The organism is Klebsiella sp. CN_Kp073 (assembly GCF_040065495.2).
Lineage (GTDB): Bacteria > Pseudomonadota > Gammaproteobacteria > Enterobacterales > Enterobacteriaceae > Klebsiella > Klebsiella aerogenes.
Genome location: NZ_CM198051.1, coordinates 4675429 through 4697499 on the forward strand (window position 1 = coordinate 4675429; position 22071 = coordinate 4697499).

Genomic DNA, 22071 nt, shown 5'->3' on the forward strand with positions numbered 1-22071 from the left:
ATGGCGACCATTCCCTTTCTCCCCGACCGCCTCAACCGCGAGCCCATGGTCTGGCGCGGCCTGACCACCAGCGAGCTGTTTCTGGCGCTGGCCCTCGGTCTTGGCGGCGGCTGCGCGTTCGGCATAATGCTGGCCCTGATAACCCACTACTGGCCGTTGATCCCCGGTTCGGCGCTGGCGGGCGCGGCGTTGTTGATTCAGGGCGGCGGACGCATCCTGGCCAGCACCAAACGCGGTAAGCCCGACAGCTGGCTACCGCAAGCGATCCTTGCCTGGCTGGAACGCCATCATCTTCGCGGTGCACTACTGGTCCAGCACAGCGCCGTATGGGTAGTGCGCAGGAGTCCGCGATGAGCCGTTTTCGCCATGCGTTGGCTGAGCGCGATAACCATATCCTGACGCTGCGGGCAATGATTGTTCTGCTGTGCCTGTGTCTGGCAGGTGTCGGCTACGGCTGGTACCGTGCACCGCAAAAGCTCACTCTCTGGTTCCCGCCGGACCTGCGTAGCGGCAGCACCCGCCCGTGGTGGGAAGTGCCTCCCGCCAGCGTCTACGCCTTCACCTTTTATATCTTCCAGCAGCTTAACCGCTGGCCGGATAACGGCGAGGAAGACTATCCCCGCAACTTACGCTCACTGCGCGCTTACCTGACGCCCGCCTGTTACACCCGGCTGGAGCACGATTTTCAGGTACGGCGCAACGGCGGTGAACTGCGCGAGCGCACGCGCGGCGTGTATGAACTGCCCGGCCACGGCTACAGCAGCCTGGTGCATGACGGCGATAAACGCCCCTTACCGCGCGTCGAGACCTTAAGCCGGGACGCCTGGCGGGTAACGCTGGACGTGGCGGTTGAGGAGTATTACCAGAACGAACCGGTGAAAAAGGCGCTGGTGCGCTACCCGTTGCAGGTGGTGCGCTACGCCATTGATGCGGAGAAAAATCCGTGGGGACTGGCGATCGACTGCACCGACGCCGCGCCCCAGCGTCTGGTAGTGGAGGAGAAACCATGAAGACCGTCTTCCTGGCTTTGCTCTTCAGCCTACCGGCCTTCGCCACGGAAGTGGTGCAGTGGGAAAACATCCCACTCCCCGTTACGCTGCATGTCGGGCAGGAGCGGATTGTCGACGTGGGGAAAGCGGTGCGCATCGGCTATCCCGCCACGCTGGAAAGCAAAGTGCGTCTGCAAAGCGCGGGTGGCAAGGTCTTCCTGCTGGCAAATACGGCATTCCCGTCCACCCGCATTCAACTACGAGATACCGGCAGTGGCGAGCTGATCCTGCTGGATATTCAGGCAACCCAAAGCACTTCGCCACTTGAACCCGTGCAAATCAGCTACACACCGCAGACGTCCCCCACAACAAAAACCCCCGTCCCGGTGACAGCATCAACCGAGCCTCTGCCCGTCCTGCTGGTGCGCTATGCCGCGCAAAACCTGTATGCCCCGCGGCGTACCGTCGAAGCCCTGCCCGGCGTCACATCTGCCCCCCGTCCGGCTGGCGAAACGCATCACCACCTTACTACCACAGCAGCCTGTTACCGCCATCCCGCTGGCGTCATGGCAGGTTAACGCCACCACCGTCACCGCTATCCGCCTGCAAAACCGTAGCGGGCAGCGCATCACGCTCGATCCGCGCGAACTTCAGGGGCAGTTCACTGCCGCCGCGTTCCAGCATGACTGGCTCGGCCCGCGAGGTCTGGCAGAAGACACCACCGTGGTGTACCTGGTAACGGAAGGCCCGGTTTCCCGCGCCCTGCTGCCGGAGCCGAAACCATGATGCCTCGCCAGAGTCTTCTGCTGAAAATCCTGCTGCCCGTGATTGTGCTGGTAACGGTATGGCTGCTGCTGCGCCCGGACAACAAAAACACCACTGAGAAATCCCCGTCCCGCAGCGTGGCAGCATTAACACAACAGGAACTGCGCGATCTGGGTATCGACGGCGACACACCTGCCGATACCGTCGCCACGCTGGTCGGCCAGATGAAACAGTACCGCCGGGAGCTTCAGGCCATTCAGAGCGATAACGAAAGCCAGCAGGCACGCGAGAAGCGGCTGAAAGCCCAGCAGGCAACGCTGGTATCGGAGTTGCGTGGGGATATGCGCAGGCAGCAGGATCAGATGCGCAATGAACTGCTGAAAAGCCAGCGAGGATTGCTGGATAAGCTCGACCGCCTGATGGAGAAACGCCCGGACGATATCCCGCCCGGTCTGGGACTGACGCCCGGCGAACAGCCCGCCGACGTACAGCCAGATATCCGCTGGCTGGAGCCGCTGGATGCGCCTCCGCCCGTGGATGAAAAGCTGCTGCGCGTTCCCCTGAAGACAGCCGACAAACCAGCACCAAAACCTGACGTGAAGACCTACACCCTGCCGCAGAACGCCACGCTGACCGGATCGGTGGCGATGACGGCGCTGATTGGCCGCGTGCCGCTTAACGGCACCGTCAGCGATCCCTACCCGTTCAAGCTGCTGATTGGCGAGGACAACCTCACCGCCAACGGCATCGAACTGCCGGACGTGGCGGGTGCAGTGGTCTCCGGTATCGCCTCCGGCGACTGGACGCTCTCCTGCGTGCGCGGGCAAATCACCTCAATGACCTTTGTGTTTCACGATGGCACCATCCGCACCGTGCCGCAGGGCGGCAAATCCGGCAACAAGCAGCAGGAGATCGGCTGGCTCTCGGATAACCAGGGGCTGCCGTGTATTCCCGGCGAGCGCAAAAGCAATGCGAAGGAGTACCTGACCTCGCAGTTCCTGCTGGCGGGATCCGGCGCGGCGGCGCAGGCCTTCGCCAATGGCGAAAGCACCACCGTGGTCGAAGACGGCAGCATCACCAGCACAGTGACAGGCAACAACGGCCAGTACGTCCTCGGCCAGGCCATCGGCGGCGGGCTGAAAGAGACCGCCGACTGGATGAAACAGCACTACGGCCAGATGTTCGACGCGGTATATGTGCCACCAGGCCACAAGGTAGCGGTGCATCTCACCGAACCGCTGGCCATCGACTACGAGCTGGAGGGTCGCAAAGTGAAATACCAGCAGGCGAGCACGCCGGGAGGTCTGGAGTGATACGCACCCTGTTCATACTTCTGTTTTTACTGGCCGGATGCAGCACCTCGCAGGAAGAGCTGATGCCGGTCGATCCTGACGACAGTATGCTCTCGCTGTGGCAGCAGCAAAGCGGTGGAAATGCCGCCCTGCTGGATGCCCGCGCCCGGTTGCGCCGCCCGCCGGATGGTCCGGTGTCGCAACCCGAAGCGGATACCATTCGCAGCCAGTTTCCGCGACTGCCCAACCCGGATATGGTGTTGTACGTTTTCCCGCACCTTAACGGCAACACGCCGGTGCCCGGCTACAGCACCGTCTTCCCCTTCTACACTCGCCCGCAGTATGCGCTGCCGGGCGAGCGCCTGACGCCACCATGAATGAACGTCGCGGCCTGACCGAACAGGCACTGGACGCCAGCTACCGCAAAGGTCCATCGTTTGTTGACTGGCTGCCGTGGGTGGAATTTTTACCGGGCTCGCAGACGCTGCTGCTGGAAGATGGCCGTTCGGTGGGAGCAGTATTCGAACTGACGCCTGTTGGCACCGAAGGCCGTTCGGCGGCATTTCTCGAACAGGTGCGCGATACCGTCACCGATGCCTTACAGGATGCGTTTGATGAGCATGAGCGCGCACCGTGGGTGGTACAGTTTTTCTGTCAGGATGAGGACGACAGCGAGGCGTGGCTGGAGACGCTGGCGGCTTACGCCGCACCGGAGAGCCGTGATTCCGCCTTTACCCGCGAATGGCTCACACAGATGGCAAACCATATGGTGAACCTCACCCGAGACGAGGGGCTGTTTTTCGATAACACCGTGACCCGTACCCGCTGGCGGGCGACGTGGCGGCGCACGCGGATGGTGGTCTACCGCTGGCTGCCCGCGTCTTTGCCGGATGAACCATCACCGGAAGAGACGCTGAACCATATCTGCGAACGCCTCACAGCCGGGCTGAAAGCGGCGGGTATCAGTGCTATCCGCCAGAATGAGCAGGACATTCACCGCTGGCTGGTGCGCTGGTTTAACCCCGCGCCGCCCGTTGAAGATAAAAAAGCCTTCTGGCGACAACTGGATTTACCGGAAGCAGAATCCCTGCCCGTCATCACTGACTTCGCCGAACGGCTGCTGGCAAGCGAACCGCGCTCAAATGCGGAGAACGGCGTCTGGTGGCTGGATAACCGCCCGCATAAAGTGGTGGTCGTCGATCGACTGCGCAAAGCGCCGCCGCCCGGTCTGCTGACCGGGGAAACCCCGCGCGGCGACGGCATCAACGCCCTGTTCGACCTACTGCCTGCGGGAACCATCATGAACCTGACGGTGGTGGTATATCCGCAGGATAAGCTGGAGCAGCATATCAGCCATCTTTCCGGGCGGGCGATTGGCGACAACACCGATTCAGAATATACCCGCCGCGACTGCCACGAGGTACGCAGCTACCTGAAGGACGGACATAAACTGTACCGCAGCACGCTGGCGTTTTATCTGCACGCCTCCGATACCGATACCCTGTTTCGCCAGCAGCGCCAGTTGCACAGCCTGTTGCTGAATGCCGGACTGGTGCCAGTGCAGGAGCAGCATGAAGTTGCCCCGCTCAGCCACTGGCTGCGCTGGCTGCCGATGTGCTTCGATCCCCTGCGCGATCCGCGTGGGCTCTATACCCGGCTCAACTTCGTCCAGCATATCGCCGGGCTGCTGCCAGTGTACGGACGGGAAACCGGCACCGGGCATCCGGGGATTTGCTACTTCAACCGGGGCGGCACGCCGCTGTGCTTCGATCCGCTGAACAAACTGGATCGTGCACAGAGTGGCCATCTACTGCTACTCGGCCCGACCGGAGCGGGCAAGTCCGCCACACTGAACGCCAAAATCGCGCAACTGATGGCGCTGCACCGCCCGCGCCTGTTTATCATCGAGGCAGGAAACTCATTTGGCCTGATGGCCGACTACGCCGCTGCTCACGGCCTGACGGTGAATAAAATCAGCCTGCGCCCCGGTTCCGGCGTCACCCTGCCCCTATTCGCCGATGCCTGGCGACTGGTGGAACAAGCCGTTACCGACGCCGAACCGCCGGAAGATGAAGAGAGCGAAGGCGACGAGCAGCGCGACGTACTGGGCGAAATGGAGATCACCGCCCGGCTGATGATCACCGGCGGCGAAGCGAAAGAAGATGCGCGCCTCACCCGGCCAGACCGAGCGATGATCCGCCAGGCGATTATCGCTGCCGCGCAGACTTGTTATCAGGAAAAACGCCAGACACTGACCCAGGATATCCGCGATGCACTGTTCGCCCTTTCCCGCGATGCCAGCCTGCCGGAAGCCCGCCGCCAGCGGGCGTATGAGATGGCGGAATCCATCAATCTGTTCTGCGCCGGGTTTGAAGGCGAACTGTTTAACCGTGAAGGCACGATGTGGCCGGAGGCGGATATCACTCTGGTGGATCTCGCCACCTTCGCCCGAGAAGGTTATGAAGCCCAGCTTGCCATCAGCTATATCTCGCTGATTAACCATATTAATAACCTCGGAGAACGCGACCAGCATCTGGCCCGTCCCATTGTTAATATCACCGATGAGGCGCATATTATTACCATCAATCCGCTGCTGGCGCGGTTCCTCACGAAGGGTTCGAAGATGTGGCGCAAACTCGGCATCTGGCTGTGGCTGGCGACCCAGAACCTGGCGGATTTTCCCGATGAGGCGAAGAAGCTGCTCAACATGATCGAGTGGTGGGAACTGCTGGTGATGCCGCCGGAGGAGATCGAGCAGGTGTGCCGGTTTAAGGCACTAACCGAAGAACAACGGCAACTGCTGAGCTCGGCGGTGAAATCACCGGGGCAGTATACCGAGGGTGTGGTGCTCTCACCTCGCGTTGAAGCGCTGTTTCGGGTGGTGCCGCCAGCGCTCTATCTGGCGCTGGCGATGACCGAAAAGCATGAAAAGGCGGAAAGGATGCGGATTATGAAGGAGATGGGGTGTAGTGAGCTGGAGGCGGCAATAGCTTCATCTAACATATTACACTAATCATTCAGTTCTGGATTGGGTACAATAGTTGTCTTTCGTCTAACAGCATATGGATGATGATCCCCCATATGAGTATTTGATTTTCTAAAAATGAAGTAAATGAACAACACTATTAAAACAGGCATGCTACCATAAAGTATATACGCAAAGATATTAACATGATATTTACTTAATTGTTCCCAGGTTGACACCCCCGAAAAAACCAACATAAGAAACCAAGTAACACTAACAAAAACAGCGACCCATTGATTTATTTTTGACACGGAGAGATCTTTTGGCCCCGTAATATGTCTTTCAAAGAAATCATCATACTTCGAACGGACAAGAACGGTTTTATAGAGTGGTCCTGTAATATTATCTTCAAGTAAATCAATATGATTTTCCCAGTTTTCAAGCCAGTGCTTACTACCTCTGTTTGCGAATAGCCAAGAAATAGTAAACACAAGCCCAATTGAAGCGATAATCCAGGAACACAAAAATTGGTATGGTTCTTTTAGCGAACCAATGACAGCAAAATAACCGGCAAATGCCACTGATATTAGCGTCCAAAAATAAGATGCTCTTTTCCAATAGAGTTCAATTTCAAATTTTCTTATATCAGAAGCCTTTTCAAATGCTTCTTTTAACTGCTTCCGCTTAAACGCATCACGGTATTGATGAATGGTTATATATCTTCTATTCATTACATTCCAAATTATCAAATATATGATTTATTCCTGGTTGAAGAAAAATAGCTCTGATATTTCTATCTCTAATCCCTTAGCCAAAACACTTATGACTTCAAGGGTTGGATTCCTTACCCCTCTCTCAATACCGCTCACATAAGTACGATCAAGCCCACACTTATCCGCAAATGCTTCCTGAGACAGGCCGGACTGGAGCCTGAGTTTTTTGAGATGCGCGCCAAATTGCGCCTGAATGCTGGATGTATTTTTCATCCAGATAAAATGAACTTACGTTGCCTATCAGACCACGGACTATGAGTCACAATCCGTTGATTCGCCGTCTTTTTCTACGGTATTGTCAAACATAAATAAATGGCTGAGATCCATCCCCAAACCGTCCGAAATTGCACAAATGACAACAAGCGTGGGGTTCCTTACTCCTCGCTCAATGCCACTCATGTAGGTGCGATCGATGCCGCATTTGTCGGCAAAAGCTTCCTGGGACAGGCCCATCTCATTGCGTAGCGCCCTGATTCTGTTGCCCAGTACCTTTTTGATTGATCCCGTCTTTTCCATCTAGCCAGCATCAATCTTCGTTGATTATTGGTCCACGGACTATGAGTCACATAAAAAGCGTGCTAGCATACATTTGTGACTCATAGTCAACAACAGAGGTAAACGAAATGGCTAAAAAAGACTGGCACCCCGCCGACATCGTTGCCGCCTTACACAAGCGCGGTACCAGTCTGGCGAAACTGTCGCGGGAAGCGGGATTGGCCTCATCAACGCTGTCGAATGCCCTGAACCGCCCGTGGCCGAAAGGCGAGTGGCTGATTGCCATCGCGCTCGACGTGCATCCGTCAGAAATCTGGCCCGGCCGTTACCTCAATACGGGAAATAAACGTGAACCCCGTAAACCGCTTCAACCCATGACAACAACCGACAACTCCGGGACATAACGACCCGCGCTGTGAGTGGCAGGACGCATTAACCAACGATACCTGACAGGAGAGTTGTTTATGCACACCGAACCACAACCAAACACCATCGCACTGTATACAGGAGGCCGCCATGTTTCTGGTCTCCCTGGCTGAAGGCTTTATCCACCTGTTCCAGGCCGCAGGCAAAATCTTCCTCGACATGATGACCGGGCTTATCCCGATGCTTATCTGTCTGCTGCTGGCCATCAACTTCCTGATGAAACTGGTCGGCACCGTCAGAATGGAGAAAGTCGCCGCCCTGCTCGGCCGCTCGCGCATCCTCACCTACGGCGTGCTGCCGGTGCTCGGCTGGTTCTTTATGAGCAGCCCCGGCGCACTGACCCTCGGCAAACTCTTACCTGAGAAAAGCAAACCCGGCTATGAGGATGCCCTCGGCACCACTGCCCATCCGCTTACCAGCCTGTTTCCCCATGTGGTGCCGTCGGAGCTGTTTGTCTGGCTCGGCGTCGCCGCCGGGGTTAAGGCGCTCGGCCTGCCCGTCACCTCGCTGGCGCTGCGCTATATCGCCGCTGCCATGCTGATTGGTCTTATCCGCGGAATTATCACCGAGTACCTGTTTCTGCGGCTCAGCAGGCGGGGGAATGCGCCATGATGATTTACTGCGCGCGTATTACTGCCATCGGGCTGTTTGTCGCTGACGGCCTGACTGACAAGATGCTCATCACCTTCGACAGCAACGGGCCGAAGGACTGCCTCGATTACTCGCTGTCGCTGGAGCCGTCGTTCCGGAAAGAGAGCCTGATGATACTCCCCGGCGACCGCCTGATGCTGGCGGGGCACGACTATCTGGTGACTGCCGTCGGCAAGGGAGCACAGCAGGCACTGTTTGAACTCGGCCACCTGACGCTGGTGTTTAACGGTGGCCTGAATCCCTGCCATGTCGGCGCGGTTCATCTCTCCGGCCCGGTGCCGAAACTCCATGACCTGCACGGCAATCTGGTAATTGAGGAGGGACGCCCATGAACACGGTGCTTATTCCTCCCGGCCCCGGTGGCTACGGTAAGGGGCTTTGGCTGCCCGTTGGTAGCGGCAAAAAGGTGCTGTCGCTAACCGGACGCGAGATTCATCCGGTGGCGATAGAAATCGGCGCGCTCACCGAATCGGAAGTGGTGAACGGCTTCGCCGATATCCCGCCGGATAACGACATCCTGTGCGTGGTGATTAACTGCGCCGGGTCCCTGCGCTGTGGCCTGTATCCGCAGAAGGGCATCCCGACCATCAACGTGCTGCCTACCTGGCGGGCCGGACCGCTGGCGCACTTTATTACCGAAGAGAATTACGTCTCCGGCGTGACGATGGAACAGCTGGTTCTGGTGGATACTGCCGAGGCCCCGGACGGCAGGCCAGAGGCAACCACAGAGCCTGCGCCACGGGTGATCACCACTCTGCCGCCTGCCCGTGGCGCGGAGAAGCTGGTGCGCATGGTCGAGCAGACCGGCACCGCCGTCGGCCACGTTATCGCCCTGCTGTTCGCCGCCAGTCGCGAGGCGGTGGATGTGTCGCTGCGCAATGTCATCCCGTTTATGGCCTTTGTCTCACTGCTGATTGCGCTGGTGCAGGAGACCGCACTCGGCAGCCTGATTGCCCATGCCCTGACGCCGCTGGCGAACTCGCTGTGGGGGCTGGTGCTGCTGTCGCTCATCTGCGGCATTCCGTTTCTCTCCCCGGTACTCGGGCCGGGCGCGGCCATCTCGCAGGTGATTGGCGTAATGATTGGCACCCAGATTGACGCAGGCGCGATATCTCCGGCCTTCGCCCTGCCCGCGCTGTTTGCGATAAATGTGCAGGTCGGCTGCGACTTCGTGCCGGTGGGTCTTTCCATGCAGGAGGCAAAGCCGGAGACCATCGCAAAAGGTGTACCCGCCTTTCTGCTGTCGAGACAACTGACCGGACCGCTGGCGGTAATAGTCGGCTGGCTGTTTTCCCTGGGCTTATTCTGAGGACAAAACCATGAACAAAATCAGAGCCGCCGTGGTCGGCGCAGGTATCTACGGCAAACACCATATGAACGCATACCGCCATAACCCGGACACCGTGCTGGTCGCCATCTGCGACACCGATACAGAACGCTGCGACGACCTTGCCATGGCCTACGGCGTAATCGGCTATACCCGGCTGGATGTCCTGTTGCAGGAGGAAGCTATCGATGTGGTCTCCGTAGCAACACCGGACCCGTACCACACCGAATCCATCCTCACCGCCCTGCGCCACGGCAAACATGTGCTGGCGGAAAAACCGCTCGCCACGTCGGTACGCGAGTGCGAGCTTATCGTGGAGTTGGCGCAGCAGCGGGACCTGCTGGTCGGCGTCGATTTCCACAAACGCTGGGACCCGGCAGTAATGCGCATTAAGGATGAACTGGAGAAGCCTGAAGCCGGGCGCATCCTGCGAGGGCATATCAGTATGGATGATGTCATCAGCGTGCCGACGGAGTGGCTGGACTGGGCGGGCGCAAGTTCCCCGGTGTGGTTTCTCGGCTCCCACTGCTTTGACCTGGTGCGCCATCTTTCCGGACAGGAGGTGGTGTCGGTGTATGCCGCCGGGCAGAAACGGCTGATGGCCGAATGCGGCCTCGATACTTTTGACAGCGTGCAGAGCCTTCTGACGATGGCCGACGGCAGTTCGTGGGTGGTGGAAAACTCATGGGTGCTGCCGGAGGGCTTTCCGAAGGACAACGACGGGCGTATCGATATTCTCTGCGAGGCAACGTATATCCGCAACACCTCGCAGCACCGCGGGCTGGAAATCACCACGCCGGGCATGACGCTCACGCCCAACAGCTATTTCATCAACTACCGCAACGGCGTTGCCAGCGGCTTCGGTATCGATCCGATAAACGACTTTGTGCGCGCGGTCAGTAACAGGTCATCGTATCCGGTAACGGCAGAGGACTGGCTGGCGGTGAGCCGGATTTGCGAAGCGGTGCATCGCAGCCTGGAGAGCGGTATGCCTGAAACCGTATGTGGACCCTGAACATCTGTCAGAACCATAAAGGAATTGCCATGAACAGCAAAAAAATTTTGTATGTCATGATGATGCCACTCATCATGCTCTTCATATCCTGTATTCCGTCAGGCCATGCCAGTGATAATGCGGCAGCGAAGGAAAATGAGCTGACGGTGCTGACCCCCTCGAAAGGTGGAACGCCGGACAAAATCTACGATACCGCGCATGCCCCGAAAATCACCGTCGCGGCTTACAACATTGCCGCCGCCAGAGTCGGTGACCTGAACGCCATTGCCAGCGCCATTAAGGCACTGAATGCCGATATTATCGCCCTGAGCGAAGTGGATAAGAACACCCGCCGCAGCGGTAATGTCGATCAACTGGAAAGGCTGAAGAAGCTGACCGGTATGTATGGTGTATTCGGTAAGGCAATTGATTTTGAAGGCGGCGAATACGGTATCGCCGTGCTCTCCCGCTACCCCATCACCCGGCAGGCAACCATCCCCCTGCCATCACCCAAAGTGGAACAAAGTGTTCTCCTGGCGACCGAAATCCACAAGCCCGGGTTCGACAGTCCTGTTATTTTTATCGCTGACCATCTGGACTGGCACGAAGACCCGGCAGTCAGGATGCAGCAGATGTACGCCATCAATGATTTCGCCGTCGGCAATACGCCATCCTCTTTCCCGAATATTGAATCATCCGTGAAAATACTGGCGGGTGATTTCAATGATGTACCGAAAAGCGCGGTTATGGCAGGATTCGGGCGCTACTGGGACAATCCCATGCCACAACAACGGGATGCGCGAAGCTGGCCTGCCATTAATCCGGCCGCCGCTATCGATCATATTCTGACGTTTAAGGGGCAACGCTGGCAGACCGAAAGCATCATGCTACCAGCCAGTCAGCGGCAACAGCAGGGCCTCCTTCCATGGGCAGAAATCAGCGACCACCTGCCGCTGGTGATGAAATTGAAACTCATCGAGCAATAAAACTTTACAGGAGGGAATGAGTTTCATAGTGCCCCCACCCTCCTGATTCTTTACACCTGCGATAAGGTTCACTGTCGCAGGTGTGTGCTATGGCTCCGTTACTTCTTCTCCCGCTTGTTCTGGCTTCCTGGCCGACATTCGCTATCACCACGCCGGAGATCGCCGCCTCCGCCCTGTCGCCGGACTGTGTGCAGTACCGGGTGGTCGGCCTGTGCTACTGGCTGTACTGCACGCCGTTCGGCTGTACGGTACGCACTTCGGTGAAGGTCAGCCATTTCCGCCCGGATCTGGTGGTGTCGGCTTACAGCAACACCGGGCAAAATCCGTGGGCGGAGATGTCGTTACTCAGCCCGGCATTACCGGGCATTGCCGAAGGCGGTGGTGATACGAATCCCCGCACCGCAAACCAGCATAGCAAAATCCGCTTTAAGAATGCCGATGCCATCGGCTTCCCGGCGGGTGATGAACTGGCGAAGTTTTTCACCCAGTTTGGTTATATCTGCTCGCCTTCATCGCAGCCTTTTCAACCGTACTTTCTGAGTCAACTGGATACGCTGGCGTGGCGCAGCGGTGTGCCGGAAATGACCTACGCGGAGGCGCTGACGCCGGGCATGCGGGAAGTCGGTCAAAACGGCGATATGTGGCGCAATATCTACCCTCGCGCCGGAGCCATCAGCCAGACGCACGACTATAAAGCCGCCGCCGTTATCGCCCAGCGTGTGGCCGATCTGGTGACGCGTACCGGGCAACCGCATATCTACACGCCACTGACCGCCTCATCCCGCGCCGGATACTGGCCGCCCTCCCCGGTTATCGAAGGCGACAGCGATAACCATCGCTGGCAGATGCTCACGCCGAAAAAATCCGCCGCCTGTTCGGTGTTCCCGGATGGCAGCGCCACCGACACTTACGCCGACAAGCTGGCGAATGACGGGGCTTACACCTGGACGCTGTGGCGGCCTTACAAATGCTGTCCGCGCCGGGGGCAAACCTTTCTCGGCAGTACAGGTTAACGGAGGCGGTGATGAGAGTCCTTTGCCTGGTCTTACTGTTTTTCGCCTGGATTTGCGTGGCCGCCGATGACTACAGTTTCCGCAAGCAGGGCGCGGTTGACGACCTGCTTTACTACCAGATTGGCGGCGGTGAAGCGGTAATGCCGCCCCCCGTGCGTCGCAGCCCCTCGCCGCTTAGCGTGGGGATTGGCTGGAACGCCGATATGATGTGCGGCAATTTCGACATCGACACCACGGTGCGCAACCAGCTCAACGGCATCACCGATGGCTTCCAGCAACTGATGGGCAACGTTATCCAGAGCGCCACCGGGGCGGTCGCCAGCCTGCCCGCGATGATTATTCAGCGCGCCAATCCGCAGCTTTATGATCTGCTGACCAACGGCGTGCTGCAGGGGCGTCTGGATTTTGATAAGTCGCTGCTGAACTGCCAGAAAATGGCGGAGAAGATGACCGATTTAGCGACAGATTCCGCCTGGTTTTCCGGAGCTAAAGCGGAAAATTACCAGTCCCTCGCCGCCAGTGACAGCGATGCCATTCGCACCGACCAGAAAGCGGCAAAAGAGGCCGCCGAAAAGGGTAAACGCTGGGTGGGCGGCGAAAAGCGCGGCGGCAAAGGCCAGCCGCCGATTAAGGTAGTCCATGACGCCACCGCCGCAGGCTGGAATATTCTCAACCATCAGCCATCCACCAGCACCACGTCTCTTACCGCCTCCGAATGCGACGGGGAACTTTGTAACACCTGGACATCCCCTGAAGAGGCCGCCGGATGGATGACCCGCGTTGTCGGCGAGCAGACCATCAGCGTGGCGCAGGCCACCGACGATCCGGATGCACGTTCCGGCGCGCAGGCGGGGATCGGCCTGCATCCGCTGATCGATGAAGAAAAGGCAAAGATCCTGCCTCTCCTGACAGATCTGGTTAACGGCAGTCAGAAACCTGGCTTCGACAACCTGACGAAAGCCTCCGGCGGATCCATGCAACTGACCCGCGGCGTGGTCGAGGCGCTGCGCGACGATCCGGATGTTGCCGTCCTCACCGAACGGCTGGCGGGAGAACTGGCGCTGGCCCGCGTTACCGAACAGGCGCTGCTGGCCCGACGCACGCTGCTCGCGGGCATGCGCGAGCCCAATATCGCCAACGTCAAAGAAGCGCAGGAGAGCCTGGGCAAAACCACCGCCCAGCTGGATGAAGAGCTGAACCAGCTTAAGCTGGAACTCGATTTCCGCCAGGCGCTGACGCGCAATACCGCCAGCCAGATCCTGCAACGCAAACAGCAGCGCGACCAGCTTCAGGGGCAGGCAGTGGAAGTGCCGGACGATAGCGACCGCCGCTTACATCAGTTGAATAACCCGCAGCCGGACAGTCCGCGATGACCGCCAACAGCTATTTCGAGTATGTGCTCACCCTGCTCGGCTGGCTGGTGAACAACGGCGTCTGGCAGACGCTGACCGCCACCGGGCTGTTCGCCCTGCCCCTGCTGGCAAAACTGATTGCCCTGTGGCTGAAGGCACGCGGCCAGGGGGCGGACGAAGGCAACGTCGCCCGCCTGCTGGTCGTCTGGGTGGAGCACTCGCTCTACAGCACCCTGCTGGTGATCCTCTTTGCGGGCGTGCCGTTCCTCAACATCGATATCAACACCCTCACCTATGATAGCCAGCGGACGAAGCAGTGCGGCTGGTCGGTGGTGCAGCCCGGCGATTCCGGCTATGCGCCGCTGATCAACGAACTCAGCGGTCAGAGCGCCTCGGTGCCGGTGTGGTGGTACTTCACCCACTCGCTGGGCAAGGGCATCACCAGCGCCGCCGTCGCGGTGCTGCCCTGCAAGCCGGACCTGCGCCAGCTACGCTTTGAGGTGCAGCATACCCGGATCGCCGATCCGGCGCTGGCTCAGGAATTACAGGATTTCGTTAACGACTGCTACGGGCCGTCGCGGGTACGACTCAAGCGGCTGGGCAGTGATATCAGCGAGGAACAGAGCCGGGAGGTGGACTGGGTGGGATCGTCTTTTTACCTCTCCACGCCGGGCTATTACGACCACGATCATTCCCGCTCACCCCGTGCCGCCTGGCCTTATGACGCCAGCCGCGATGATGGCCTGAGCGATACGGGTGGCGGTGGCTATCCAGCGTGTAAGGAGTGGTGGTCCGATGGCGATGCAGGGCTGAAAAACCGCCTGCTGAAGCAGGTCGATACCACGCTCTGGCAGCAACTGCAAAAACTGGGGCAGTCGAAAGAGGAGTATGAAGAAGCGGTACTGCGATCGCTGGTCAGCCCGCGCAATATGCAGGTATCGCAGGGCGGGCTGGTGTACAACGGGTTTGGCGGGAGTGCGGGAGATAATCTCAGCCAGACGCAGTTGCTGAGTCGTGTAGGCGGGATCATCGGCGCGGGGCTTTCCAGCTACGCCCTGTTTCCGGCTTTTGATAATGTGCGCCAGGCGCTGCCGATGGTGCAGGCGTTCCTCGAAATGGCGCTGGTGATCTGTATTCCGGTGATCCTGTTGTTCTCGGCATGGGATCTTAAAACGGTCATCACGCTGAGCTTTGTGCAGTTCGCCCTGTTCTTCCTCACCTTCTGGTGGGAACTGGCCCGCTGGCTGGATAACTGGCTGATGCAGATGATGTACGACAGCGATACCCACTCGTACTTCAACCTCTGGGGCCTGCAAAACACCTCCGACGATCTGATTGTGAATATCATTATGGGTGTGATGTTCCTGGTGTTACCCGCATTCTGGCTGGGCGCGCTGACGTGGGCAGGCGTCAGGATCGGCGCGGCCATCGTCGGCGTGATGGGCAGCGCGGTCGGCGATATCCGCAGCGCTGGCGAACAGGTCGGGAAAATGATCGTCAGTAAAACACGCATTCCCTGAAGATTTCGTACTGACGGTGTGATGAACGGGGCTTGCAGCTGAGTTTATGCGCACCGCATAAACTGTCGTGTCAGTGACAATTTCGTGGTAGGTAGCTGGAGCCTGAAAATACGCAACGGGCCGTTAGGCCCGTTGTTCGTTATATCACCGCAGTTCTATCACTCTCGCCCGCTCAGCCTGTTTTCGGTAGTGGTCGTATCGCTCCCGGAACCATGCTTGCTGTTCATCACTCATATTGCCGGTCACGGCGTCGATATCCACTGGCTGGCCCAGGGCGTGCATACGGGCAAAACTGCGCGCCAGAAAATCAAAATTCTTTAATGCGTTTATATCTTGTCGGTTCATTAGCATATCCCTCCAGTCATTGTGTTTACTGTTCAAGGTCATATGCTTTTCTGATTTCAGTATCCGCCTGAAAAAGATCATTTTTTGAGCGATGCGTGCGCATCAATCTGCCTGCGTTCACATTTCAGGAGTGCCAGAACTTTCAGAACTCCGTAATGATTTTCCCCTCCCTTTTATCACCCGCGCAGAAAACACTACCGCCAGCCATGCAGTAAGTTCGCCATGTATCCGGAAGGTGCGAACGGCGCAGATGCGCAGGATACCCGTACCATTCCATCCCGCAGGGAAACGCCCTGCGAAGGGTGTTCCCTGTTCATTTACAGGAGAAACACCATGTCGCTTTTCGATAAAAAACCGTCGTTAATGCCGGTGGTTATCGCCCCTGATGTCTGGCAATCCGCTGTGGAATTTCCCGCCGACCCACAGCAGGTGGAAGAACGGCTGGGCAATCTGTTACTCGCCGTACTGCTGACCCTGCGCACCGCCGGGACGTCCCGCAAGAAAGTCACCTTTACGATCTACTGCCAGCCGCCGCAGGGCGATATGAAAGTCCCTGTCGCATTACCGCTAGCGCTCAACTATCACGGCCACTATGTGCAGGTCTCGATGGCTGAACAGGCATAACCCCTCCCTGCCGGAGTCGCTTCCGGATGGAGGTGGTTCCGGCTTCTTCCATGAGGATCGCACTATGGACAGAAGTAACGATATCTACCAGAAAGTCACCGACCAGATTATTGCTGAGCTGGAAAACGGCAATGTGCCGTGGATCCGCCCGTGGCGCGATGGCGAGCCGCCGTTCCCGATCAATGCGTTATCCGGTCGAGCGTATCACGGCATCAACGTGCCGCTGCTGTGGAACAGCGCCGACAAGCAGAGCTTCGCCAGCGACCGCTGGCTGACGTTCCATCAGGTCAGCGCGCTCGGCGGGCAGGTGCGCCGGGGGGAGAAATCCTCTCTGGCGGTGTTGTATCTGCCGCGTACGCAGGAAGAGACCGACGCACTCGGCCAGCCGTTGCTGGATAAAGACGGTGAGCCGAAGGTACGGCATTTCGGGATCATTCGTGAATTTAGGCTGTTTAACCTGTCGCAGTGCGACGGCCTGCCGCAGTCGCTGTCCGAGCCGTTTACCCGACCCGCAAAGCCTGTGGAGATGGCCGAAGCCATTGCGATGAACAGCGGCGTGACGCTGCGCCATCGCCGCCAGTCGAAAGCGTATTACAAACCCGCGACCGACCTGGTGATGATGCCGCACCCGCAGCAGTTTGAAAGCAGCGAGGCGTACTATGCCACGCTGCTGCATGAACTGACGCACGCCACCGGTCACGCTTCACGCCTGAACCGCCCTGGTATTGCCGGAGCGGAACGCACCGAAGCGCTCTACGCCGCTGAAGAGTTAGTGGCGGAGATGGGTAGCGCCTTCCTGTGCGCCCATTGCGGCATTCAGGGCAGGCTCCAGCACGCCAGCTATATCGGGTCCTGGCTGAACATCCTGCGCCAGGACAAGCGGGCAGTGATCCGCGCCAGCGGTATGGCGCGCCACGCCAGTGAATGGCTGCTCAACGCTGTACCACAACCCTGTCAGCTTAGCGCCTGACAGCCCACCCGCACGGGGAGCCTTCCCCGCCGGGGAGTTGCTCCCCTTTTTTTCTGGAGTGATATATGGGACTCGATCTCTTCTTTTTCGAACGGGCAAAAAACGCGCCCGATGAAAGCCAGTACACCAGAGTAGGTTATTTCCGCAAGGTGAACCCGTTACTCAAATGGGTGGATAAACACGTCGGGCTGGTGCGCAACCAGGTGCTGTTAGAAGTCACAAAAGCACATTTGCAGGCGCTTCTGAGCGACCTGCAGAGCCTGACGCCGGATAACTGCGGCGCGGTTTATCCGACGATTGATGGCTTTTTCTATGGTTATACCGATTATGGAGAGCACTACTGGAAAGATGTCCGCGCCGTCACCCTCTGGGTGAAGGAGACGCTGGAGACGTTTGATTTTGAGCGAGACAGGCTGATGTTTTATGCCTGGTGGTAGTTTTAAAGTGGCCGACAATACGTCGGTCACTTTAATACTCGGTCGGAGAAAAAAGAATATGCCCTGACTGCGTCTATTCTGCACCATCGATGAGTTGCCATGCTTCGGTTTCCGCCGCCTGAATTACATTGGCCGGATAGCGCGATAGCATCTCCTCCGGTGTCTTGCCTGCCAATAAATCATTTGAGGTGGCGAACCACTCGGCTATGCCCCATGGCGCTTTCACCTTTGTCAGAATATCCAGAATCGATTTCATCACTGGTAATGGCCGCAGGTTTTCATCTAACGCATAACAAGGAAATACCTCCCCTACACCATTTTTATGTACCGAGAAAATACAGTGCTCGCATTTCCAATTAGCAAACTGTTCAGGAGTGAAATCCGTCAACAGGGATATTTCATCTGCTGTCAGCCAGCCCTGTGCAACCAATTGCCCTCTGGCCTGCGCCAGTGCTTTTTCATCAATCAAAGTGCACAAATTACCTGCTATTTTTCCATCCAACGCTGTGTGGTTCACTTGCACCATAACATTGGCCTCACCGATCGCATTATTTCAGCCACCAGTACCATATTGAACAAAATTTGTCCGTTGAGATAAGCACAACGTTTAACTGTTCTTGGCTGACAAAAAAATCTGCTGCACGCAAAAAGCCCAAAGGGAGACACTGCAAAGGAAGGGCGACAAGGGCAAAGGGGCCTGCCCGGAAAGGGGAAATATGCTGAAGTGGCTAAAAAGACCACCCCAGAGCCAGCCACCTGCGCCAGACGCTACGCTGCCAGAGGGTTGGTTTGCGCCACAATCCGCAGAACAATTGCTGGCGACGCCGTTACGCCAGTCCTGTTTGCACCAGTTACGGCAACTGACCCCACTGCCGGATACCCTGTTCGATAGCTGGCTCCTCACGGCGATTAATCGCTTCGCAGCACTGGTACAGCTGCTACCCGCCTCCCAAAATCATCACCATTCCATCCCCGGTGGGCTACTGGATCATTCGCTGGAGGTTGCCTGCAACGCCATCCGACTGCGCCAGGGTTACCTGTTGCCACCAGAAGCGGGTGCGGAAGAACAGGCCCGACAGGCCAGCGCATGGACGGTCACGGTAGTCTGCGCAGCATTGCTGCACGATACGGGAAAAATCGCCGTGGATATGGAGATTCATCAACGTGATGGCACCCGCTGGCATCCGTGGCAGGGTAATCTGGTGCAGCCTTATCGCTGGCAGTACGAGAGCCACAGTCGCGACTATCATCTGCATCCGGCGGCTGGCGCAATGCTGATTAATCAGTTGATACCCTCGCCATTACTGGACTGGCTGGCCGGATACCCGGCGGCTTTTGCGTCCCTGATTTATCAGCTCACCGGACACTACGAAAGGGTTGGCGCACTGGCTGAACTGGTGCAGCAGGCCGATAAAGCCTCTGTCGCCCGATACCTCGGCGGCGATATCAAAACCGCGCTGGCGCAAAAGCCCTCTTCCTTCCCCCAGCAACTTCTTACAGCCTTGCGGTCGCTGGTACAGAACGAGTACCGGCTCAATAATCCCGAATGCGGATCAGATGGCTGGTTGACGGAGGATGCGCTGTGGCTTATCAGCAAAACCACCGCCGACCGGGTTCGCGCCTGGCTGCTCCAGCATGGCGTAGCCAGCGTACCGGAAAATAATAACCGCCTGTTTGACGAACTGCTGGCACATCAGCTTATCGTTGCCAATGAGGATAAAGCGATCTGGCGCTGCATTATCCGATCAGATAAGGGCTGGTCGCCCGTTGAACCGCTGACGCTGCTGCGCCTGACGCCGTCTGCAATATGGGAACCAAGCGAACAACGTCCCGCCTGTTTTGCCGGTGATGTGACGCCGGTAAGCGAAGCTGAACCCGTCCCTGAACTTAGCGCTCCCACTCAACCGCTGCCAGAGATAGCAGACGACCCGAGACTTGGTGACAATAATAATTTCCTGCAGTGGCTGAAGAACCACACCAGTTCTTCAGCCACGGTGAATACCCGGAACGGCAAGGTACATGTGGTGGAAAACCATCTTTTTTTGATTTCGCCGGGGATCTTTAAGATATACGCAGCAGAAACTACAGGCGATACCGGCGACGGCTGGAAACTGGCACAGCGAATGTTTCAGGAGTCAGGGCTGGCCCTGCGCTGTAATGATGACAGTTTTATCTGGACCTGCGAGGTTCGCGCGCCACAAAAGAAAAGTAGTCTGTTGAAAGGGTTTCTGATGGAGGATCCTGGGCTGGTGTTTGGGGAGAAAGTGCAGATGAATAATCCGTGGCTGAAGTTGCTGCGCGAATAGCAATTTATCTCTTCCACCGAGCTACAGCGAATGGGCTTTAATACCTAAAGAGCCGCATGATATTCAATAATTGATTTCAATTCTTCAGGCGAAAAAGGCGGATTACGCCGATGCAACATGGCGTGGCAATTAGGGCAGACGGGAATAAGATCTTTTTTGGGATCCAGAGAGTAATTCTCTTTGATGTCTGATAGCGGAATCAGGTGATGTATATGGATAAAACCTTTTGCTATCTCACCATACACCTTCATCATATCAATACCACATACTCTGCACAGACAACCATGCCAGGCTAATGCGGCCTGACGGGCCTTACGGTCGCGTTCATAGCGGTTAACCGTTACCTGCGTAGCTGCACCTTCATTAAATACGCTCTGCGGCGGCAGTTCATCAGGAAAAATACTGATGGCGGGCTGCTCGTTATCCAAATTTTTCTCAACGATCTGAAACCCTTGATCGGTAAGCAACTTGACGCATTTCGACTTGATACCACCACTAAAATCTTCAGGGGAAAACTCAACGCCTGTCATATTTGAAGCAGCAATACTGACTATAGCTTTCGGTGGATAACTGCGCCCTTCAAAGACCACATCATACAGCCGGGACTCGCTGAACTGGTGGCGTACACCTTCATCATAGGCGCGCATAGCCGCAATAATGCATTCCCTGGTAAGCTGGTCTGGCAGTTTCTTCTTCATTTACAACTCATCATCCCTGAAATGACATATGCTAAATCTTTATTTTATAGCATATTAATTTATCCGGTGATAAACAGCACTCTTCAATTTCGCGTTACCGGGATACGGACATCAGTGCAGCGGCAGCGTAACGTAGCGGCAGAGAAACCGCGCTTCATGCTGATTGTCCAGCCGTACCTGAAAGATATCGTGTGTATCCTGCACGGATGCATCCTCACGCCACGCCAGCAGGCCCTGTTGGTTCATGCGGATAATAATCTGATCGGGCGTTTCGCCCTGATTCAATGCTTCGACTACCTGTTGCAGGGGAAGTGGTAGCGTCTGAGCAGGCCACATCACTTCAACGCTCACGAGCTGGCGGTGTGTCCGGGGTAACATCGGTAGTTTCCTCCATGGCTATAATTACGCGGTTAATTAGCCATGAAATAGGGGCATTTTTCGCGTTTGCAACCTCTGCCGGATGGCTTCCACTAGCCTATGTTGAACCTCTTAGGATATGTCGATGAAAACAGTTTTTATAAACATATGAACTAAAACCCAGAGCCCCTTACACCGCCCTAACAAAACTGTCACCTAATCTGAAGCGGATTAAAACACACAATGTACCCAAAGCATATATAAGTGCGCGTAGCAATTGCAGAGTTGAAAGGCGCGGGTGAACTAATCCCTGATCAGGGATTGTTGATCAACATCCTCTCGATGCTGTAAGCAAAAGATTCTTCACGCATTGAGAACATCATAACAACCAGCGATCAACTCTTTCAGCATACGAATGATGCAGATCCAGCAACTAAAGAAGCGTTGCGCTATCGTACGGCGCTCTATGATGGTTATACCTATCTTAAGACCTATCCACTCTGCATAAACACCGCGATCGCTATCTGCACCAAATTATGCGCAGTGGAAACCGATATCAGGAAAATACCGGGCACAGTATTGTGCGATCAGAATAATAGAGTGTGTACACACCACCAGCAGGTGAAGATGCTATCCGTAACTTACTGGCGAACCTGGAGCGTTTCATACACGGTGACGCTGATTAAGAGCCATTGGTGAAAATGGCTATTACGCACTATCAGTTTGAGTGCATCCACCCCTTTCCGGACGGGAAGAGGTGAACTGGACTGACCCCATGCCTGTAAC

25 protein-coding genes and 2 pseudogenes are annotated in these 22071 nt (G+C 56.9%); 20 read left to right on the plus strand and 7 right to left on the minus strand.

Translation table 11 applies throughout. From position 1 onward, the window contains the following. The 6 genes and pseudogenes from ABLV66_RS22510 (at position 1) to ABLV66_RS22535 (ending at position 6059) form a co-directional block, all read left to right on the plus strand. A complete protein-coding gene (locus ABLV66_RS22510) occupies positions 1-354 on the plus strand; it encodes a TIGR03750 family conjugal transfer protein (RefSeq protein ID WP_348876772.1) in 354 nt (117 codons plus the stop codon). Beyond that, positions 351-1010, plus strand: coding sequence for a PFL_4703 family integrating conjugative element protein (locus ABLV66_RS22515; RefSeq protein WP_348876771.1), 660 nt, complete (start codon positions 351-353; stop codon positions 1008-1010). The genes ABLV66_RS22510 and ABLV66_RS22515 overlap by 4 nt, the downstream gene beginning before the upstream one ends. Then, positions 1007-1775, plus strand: a pseudogene (locus tag ABLV66_RS22520) (TIGR03749 family integrating conjugative element protein). The gene ABLV66_RS22515 and the pseudogene ABLV66_RS22520 overlap by 4 nt, the downstream one beginning before the upstream one ends. Next, a complete protein-coding gene (locus ABLV66_RS22525; protein ID WP_348876770.1) occupies positions 1772-3067 on the plus strand; it encodes a TIGR03752 family integrating conjugative element protein in 1296 nt (431 codons plus the stop codon). The pseudogene ABLV66_RS22520 and the gene ABLV66_RS22525 overlap by 4 nt, the downstream one beginning before the upstream one ends. Further along, positions 3064-3423 (plus strand): TIGR03751 family conjugal transfer lipoprotein, encoded by a 360-nt coding sequence (locus tag ABLV66_RS22530; RefSeq protein WP_348876769.1) that lies wholly within the window; start codon positions 3064-3066, stop codon positions 3421-3423. Before ABLV66_RS22525 ends, ABLV66_RS22530 begins: the two co-directional genes overlap by 4 nt. Next, entirely contained in the window at positions 3420-6059 is a 2640-nt protein-coding gene (locus ABLV66_RS22535) for a conjugative transfer ATPase (protein WP_348876768.1), read from the plus strand. The genes ABLV66_RS22530 and ABLV66_RS22535 overlap by 4 nt, the downstream gene beginning before the upstream one ends. Here ABLV66_RS22535 and ABLV66_RS22540 read toward each other — a convergent pair. From ABLV66_RS22540 to ABLV66_RS22550, 3 genes are read right to left on the minus strand one after another with little or no spacing between them, the layout of a single operon-like run. After that, positions 6056-6742 carry a RipA family octameric membrane protein gene (locus ABLV66_RS22540; RefSeq protein ID WP_348876767.1) on the minus strand — a complete coding sequence of 229 codons (687 nt, stop codon included), beginning with the start codon at positions 6740-6742 and terminating at the stop codon, positions 6056-6058. The two genes, ABLV66_RS22535 and ABLV66_RS22540, sit on opposite strands and share 4 nt — an antisense overlap. A 27-nt stretch (positions 6743-6769) precedes the next feature. Then, complete coding sequence (locus tag ABLV66_RS22545) at positions 6770-6997, minus strand: helix-turn-helix domain-containing protein (protein WP_348876766.1); 228 nt, start codon at positions 6995-6997, stop codon at positions 6770-6772. 39 nt (positions 6998-7036) lie between these two features. Continuing rightward, positions 7037-7300 carry a helix-turn-helix domain-containing protein gene (locus tag ABLV66_RS22550; protein ID WP_348876765.1) on the minus strand — a complete coding sequence of 88 codons (264 nt, stop codon included), beginning with the start codon at positions 7298-7300 and terminating at the stop codon, positions 7037-7039. 107 nt (positions 7301-7407) lie between these two features. Between ABLV66_RS22550 and ABLV66_RS22555 the strand changes: the two genes are divergently transcribed. From ABLV66_RS22555 to ABLV66_RS22595, 9 genes are all read left to right on the plus strand, one after another. Continuing rightward, positions 7408-7683, plus strand: coding sequence for a helix-turn-helix domain-containing protein (locus ABLV66_RS22555; RefSeq protein WP_348876764.1), 276 nt, complete (start codon positions 7408-7410; stop codon positions 7681-7683). Between the two features lie 112 nt (positions 7684-7795). Beyond that, positions 7796-8317, plus strand: a complete 522-nt coding sequence (gene srlA, locus ABLV66_RS22560) for a PTS glucitol/sorbitol transporter subunit IIC (protein WP_000480483.1) — start codon at positions 7796-7798, stop codon at positions 8315-8317. Continuing rightward, positions 8314-8688: a PTS glucitol/sorbitol transporter subunit IIA gene (locus ABLV66_RS22565; protein ID WP_348876763.1), complete on the plus strand. Its 375-nt coding sequence runs from the start codon at positions 8314-8316 to the stop codon at positions 8686-8688. The genes srlA and ABLV66_RS22565 overlap by 4 nt, the downstream gene beginning before the upstream one ends. Next, positions 8685-9665, plus strand: a complete 981-nt coding sequence (gene srlE / locus ABLV66_RS22570) for a PTS glucitol/sorbitol transporter subunit IIB (RefSeq protein ID WP_348876762.1) — start codon at positions 8685-8687, stop codon at positions 9663-9665. The genes ABLV66_RS22565 and srlE overlap by 4 nt, the downstream gene beginning before the upstream one ends. Before the next feature lie 10 nt (positions 9666-9675). Beyond that, on the plus strand, positions 9676-10698 hold the full coding sequence (locus tag ABLV66_RS22575; protein ID WP_348876761.1) for a Gfo/Idh/MocA family protein: 1023 nt from the start codon (positions 9676-9678) through the stop codon (positions 10696-10698). Between the two features lie 29 nt (positions 10699-10727). Then, positions 10728-11663, plus strand: coding sequence for an endonuclease/exonuclease/phosphatase family protein (locus tag ABLV66_RS22580; protein WP_348876760.1), 936 nt, complete (start codon positions 10728-10730; stop codon positions 11661-11663). Between the two features lie 89 nt (positions 11664-11752). After that, positions 11753-12676, plus strand: coding sequence for a TIGR03756 family integrating conjugative element protein (locus ABLV66_RS22585; RefSeq protein WP_348876759.1), 924 nt, complete (start codon positions 11753-11755; stop codon positions 12674-12676). Positions 12677-12687: 11 nt separating this feature from the next. After that, on the plus strand, positions 12688-14049 hold the full coding sequence (locus tag ABLV66_RS22590; protein ID WP_348876758.1) for an integrating conjugative element protein: 1362 nt from the start codon (positions 12688-12690) through the stop codon (positions 14047-14049). Then, a complete protein-coding gene (locus tag ABLV66_RS22595; RefSeq protein ID WP_348876757.1) occupies positions 14046-15548 on the plus strand; it encodes a conjugal transfer protein TraG N-terminal domain-containing protein in 1503 nt (500 codons plus the stop codon). Before ABLV66_RS22590 ends, ABLV66_RS22595 begins: the two co-directional genes overlap by 4 nt. Positions 15549-15692: 144 nt before the next feature. Here ABLV66_RS22595 and glgS read toward each other — a convergent pair whose 3' ends face one another. Further along, positions 15693-15893: a cell surface composition regulator GlgS gene (gene glgS / locus ABLV66_RS22600; RefSeq protein ID WP_001561269.1), complete on the minus strand. Its 201-nt coding sequence runs from the start codon at positions 15891-15893 to the stop codon at positions 15693-15695. A gap of 333 nt (positions 15894-16226) precedes the next feature. Between glgS and ABLV66_RS22605 the strand changes: the two genes are divergently transcribed. From ABLV66_RS22605 to ABLV66_RS22615, 3 genes are all read left to right on the plus strand, one after another. After that, entirely contained in the window at positions 16227-16517 is a 291-nt protein-coding gene (locus ABLV66_RS22605; RefSeq protein ID WP_348876756.1) for a hypothetical protein, read from the plus strand. 64 nt (positions 16518-16581) lie between these two features. Then, a complete protein-coding gene (locus ABLV66_RS22610; RefSeq protein WP_348876754.1) occupies positions 16582-17487 on the plus strand; it encodes an ArdC family protein in 906 nt (301 codons plus the stop codon). A 65-nt stretch (positions 17488-17552) separates the two neighbouring features. Next, complete coding sequence (locus ABLV66_RS22615; protein ID WP_045330717.1) at positions 17553-17924, plus strand: hypothetical protein; 372 nt, start codon at positions 17553-17555, stop codon at positions 17922-17924. A gap of 73 nt (positions 17925-17997) precedes the next feature. On the opposite strand, the gene ABLV66_RS22620 is transcribed toward ABLV66_RS22615, so the two are convergent. Next, a complete protein-coding gene (locus tag ABLV66_RS22620) occupies positions 17998-18450 on the minus strand; it encodes a hypothetical protein (protein WP_348876753.1) in 453 nt (150 codons plus the stop codon). Positions 18451-18640: 190 nt separating this feature from the next. On the opposite strand from ABLV66_RS22620, the gene mobH reads away from it, so the two are divergent. Then, complete coding sequence (gene mobH / locus ABLV66_RS22625) at positions 18641-20230, plus strand: MobH family relaxase (RefSeq protein WP_348876752.1); 1590 nt, start codon at positions 18641-18643, stop codon at positions 20228-20230. Positions 20231-20274: 44 nt separating this feature from the next. Here mobH and ABLV66_RS22630 read toward each other — a convergent pair whose 3' ends face one another. Both ABLV66_RS22630 and ABLV66_RS22635 read right to left on the minus strand, forming a co-directional pair. Then, positions 20275-20928 carry an HNH endonuclease gene (locus tag ABLV66_RS22630; RefSeq protein WP_348876751.1) on the minus strand — a complete coding sequence of 218 codons (654 nt, stop codon included), beginning with the start codon at positions 20926-20928 and terminating at the stop codon, positions 20275-20277. 111 nt (positions 20929-21039) lie between these two features. After that, positions 21040-21306, minus strand: a complete 267-nt coding sequence (locus ABLV66_RS22635; protein ID WP_079820401.1) for a hypothetical protein — start codon at positions 21304-21306, stop codon at positions 21040-21042. A 188-nt stretch (positions 21307-21494) separates the two neighbouring features. On the opposite strand from ABLV66_RS22635, the pseudogene ABLV66_RS22640 reads away from it, so the two are divergent. After that, positions 21495-22037, plus strand: a pseudogene (locus ABLV66_RS22640) (Fic family protein); the annotation flags it as partial. Positions 22038-22071: the final 34 nt, after the last annotated feature.

Excerpts from the sequence above, each read along its gene's own strand:
- mobH (WP_348876752.1), top strand. The coding sequence starts at position 18,641 with ATGCTGAAGTGGCTAAAAAGACCACCCCAGAGCCAGCCACCTGCGCCA.
- ABLV66_RS22590 (WP_348876758.1), top strand. The coding sequence starts at position 12,688 with ATGAGAGTCCTTTGCCTGGTCTTACTGTTTTTCGCCTGGATTTGCGTG.
- ABLV66_RS22555 (WP_348876764.1), top strand. The coding sequence starts at position 7,408 with ATGGCTAAAAAAGACTGGCACCCCGCCGACATCGTTGCCGCCTTACAC.
- ABLV66_RS22610 (WP_348876754.1), top strand. The coding sequence starts at position 16,582 with ATGGACAGAAGTAACGATATCTACCAGAAAGTCACCGACCAGATTATT.
- ABLV66_RS22535 (WP_348876768.1), top strand. The coding sequence starts at position 3,420 with ATGAATGAACGTCGCGGCCTGACCGAACAGGCACTGGACGCCAGCTAC.
- ABLV66_RS22575 (WP_348876761.1), top strand. The coding sequence starts at position 9,676 with ATGAACAAAATCAGAGCCGCCGTGGTCGGCGCAGGTATCTACGGCAAA.
- ABLV66_RS22580 (WP_348876760.1), top strand. The coding sequence starts at position 10,728 with ATGAACAGCAAAAAAATTTTGTATGTCATGATGATGCCACTCATCATG.
- ABLV66_RS22620 (WP_348876753.1), bottom strand. The coding sequence starts at position 18,450 with ATGGTGCAAGTGAACCACACAGCGTTGGATGGAAAAATAGCAGGTAAT.
- ABLV66_RS22515 (WP_348876771.1), top strand. The coding sequence starts at position 351 with ATGAGCCGTTTTCGCCATGCGTTGGCTGAGCGCGATAACCATATCCTG.
- ABLV66_RS22550 (WP_348876765.1), bottom strand. The coding sequence starts at position 7,300 with ATGGAAAAGACGGGATCAATCAAAAAGGTACTGGGCAACAGAATCAGG.
- ABLV66_RS22595 (WP_348876757.1), top strand. The coding sequence starts at position 14,046 with ATGACCGCCAACAGCTATTTCGAGTATGTGCTCACCCTGCTCGGCTGG.
- ABLV66_RS22635 (WP_079820401.1), bottom strand. The coding sequence starts at position 21,306 with ATGTTACCCCGGACACACCGCCAGCTCGTGAGCGTTGAAGTGATGTGG.
- ABLV66_RS22545 (WP_348876766.1), bottom strand. The coding sequence starts at position 6,997 with ATGAAAAATACATCCAGCATTCAGGCGCAATTTGGCGCGCATCTCAAA.
- ABLV66_RS22585 (WP_348876759.1), top strand. The coding sequence starts at position 11,753 with ATGGCTCCGTTACTTCTTCTCCCGCTTGTTCTGGCTTCCTGGCCGACA.
- ABLV66_RS22615 (WP_045330717.1), top strand. The coding sequence starts at position 17,553 with ATGGGACTCGATCTCTTCTTTTTCGAACGGGCAAAAAACGCGCCCGAT.
- srlE (WP_348876762.1), top strand. The coding sequence starts at position 8,685 with ATGAACACGGTGCTTATTCCTCCCGGCCCCGGTGGCTACGGTAAGGGG.
- ABLV66_RS22565 (WP_348876763.1), top strand. The coding sequence starts at position 8,314 with ATGATGATTTACTGCGCGCGTATTACTGCCATCGGGCTGTTTGTCGCT.
- ABLV66_RS22510 (WP_348876772.1), top strand. The coding sequence starts at position 1 with ATGGCGACCATTCCCTTTCTCCCCGACCGCCTCAACCGCGAGCCCATG.
- ABLV66_RS22630 (WP_348876751.1), bottom strand. The coding sequence starts at position 20,928 with ATGAAGAAGAAACTGCCAGACCAGCTTACCAGGGAATGCATTATTGCG.
- srlA (WP_000480483.1), top strand. The coding sequence starts at position 7,796 with ATGTTTCTGGTCTCCCTGGCTGAAGGCTTTATCCACCTGTTCCAGGCC.
- glgS (WP_001561269.1), bottom strand. The coding sequence starts at position 15,893 with ATGAACCGACAAGATATAAACGCATTAAAGAATTTTGATTTTCTGGCG.
- ABLV66_RS22605 (WP_348876756.1), top strand. The coding sequence starts at position 16,227 with ATGTCGCTTTTCGATAAAAAACCGTCGTTAATGCCGGTGGTTATCGCC.
- ABLV66_RS22540 (WP_348876767.1), bottom strand. The coding sequence starts at position 6,742 with ATGAATAGAAGATATATAACCATTCATCAATACCGTGATGCGTTTAAG.
- ABLV66_RS22525 (WP_348876770.1), top strand. The coding sequence starts at position 1,772 with ATGATGCCTCGCCAGAGTCTTCTGCTGAAAATCCTGCTGCCCGTGATT.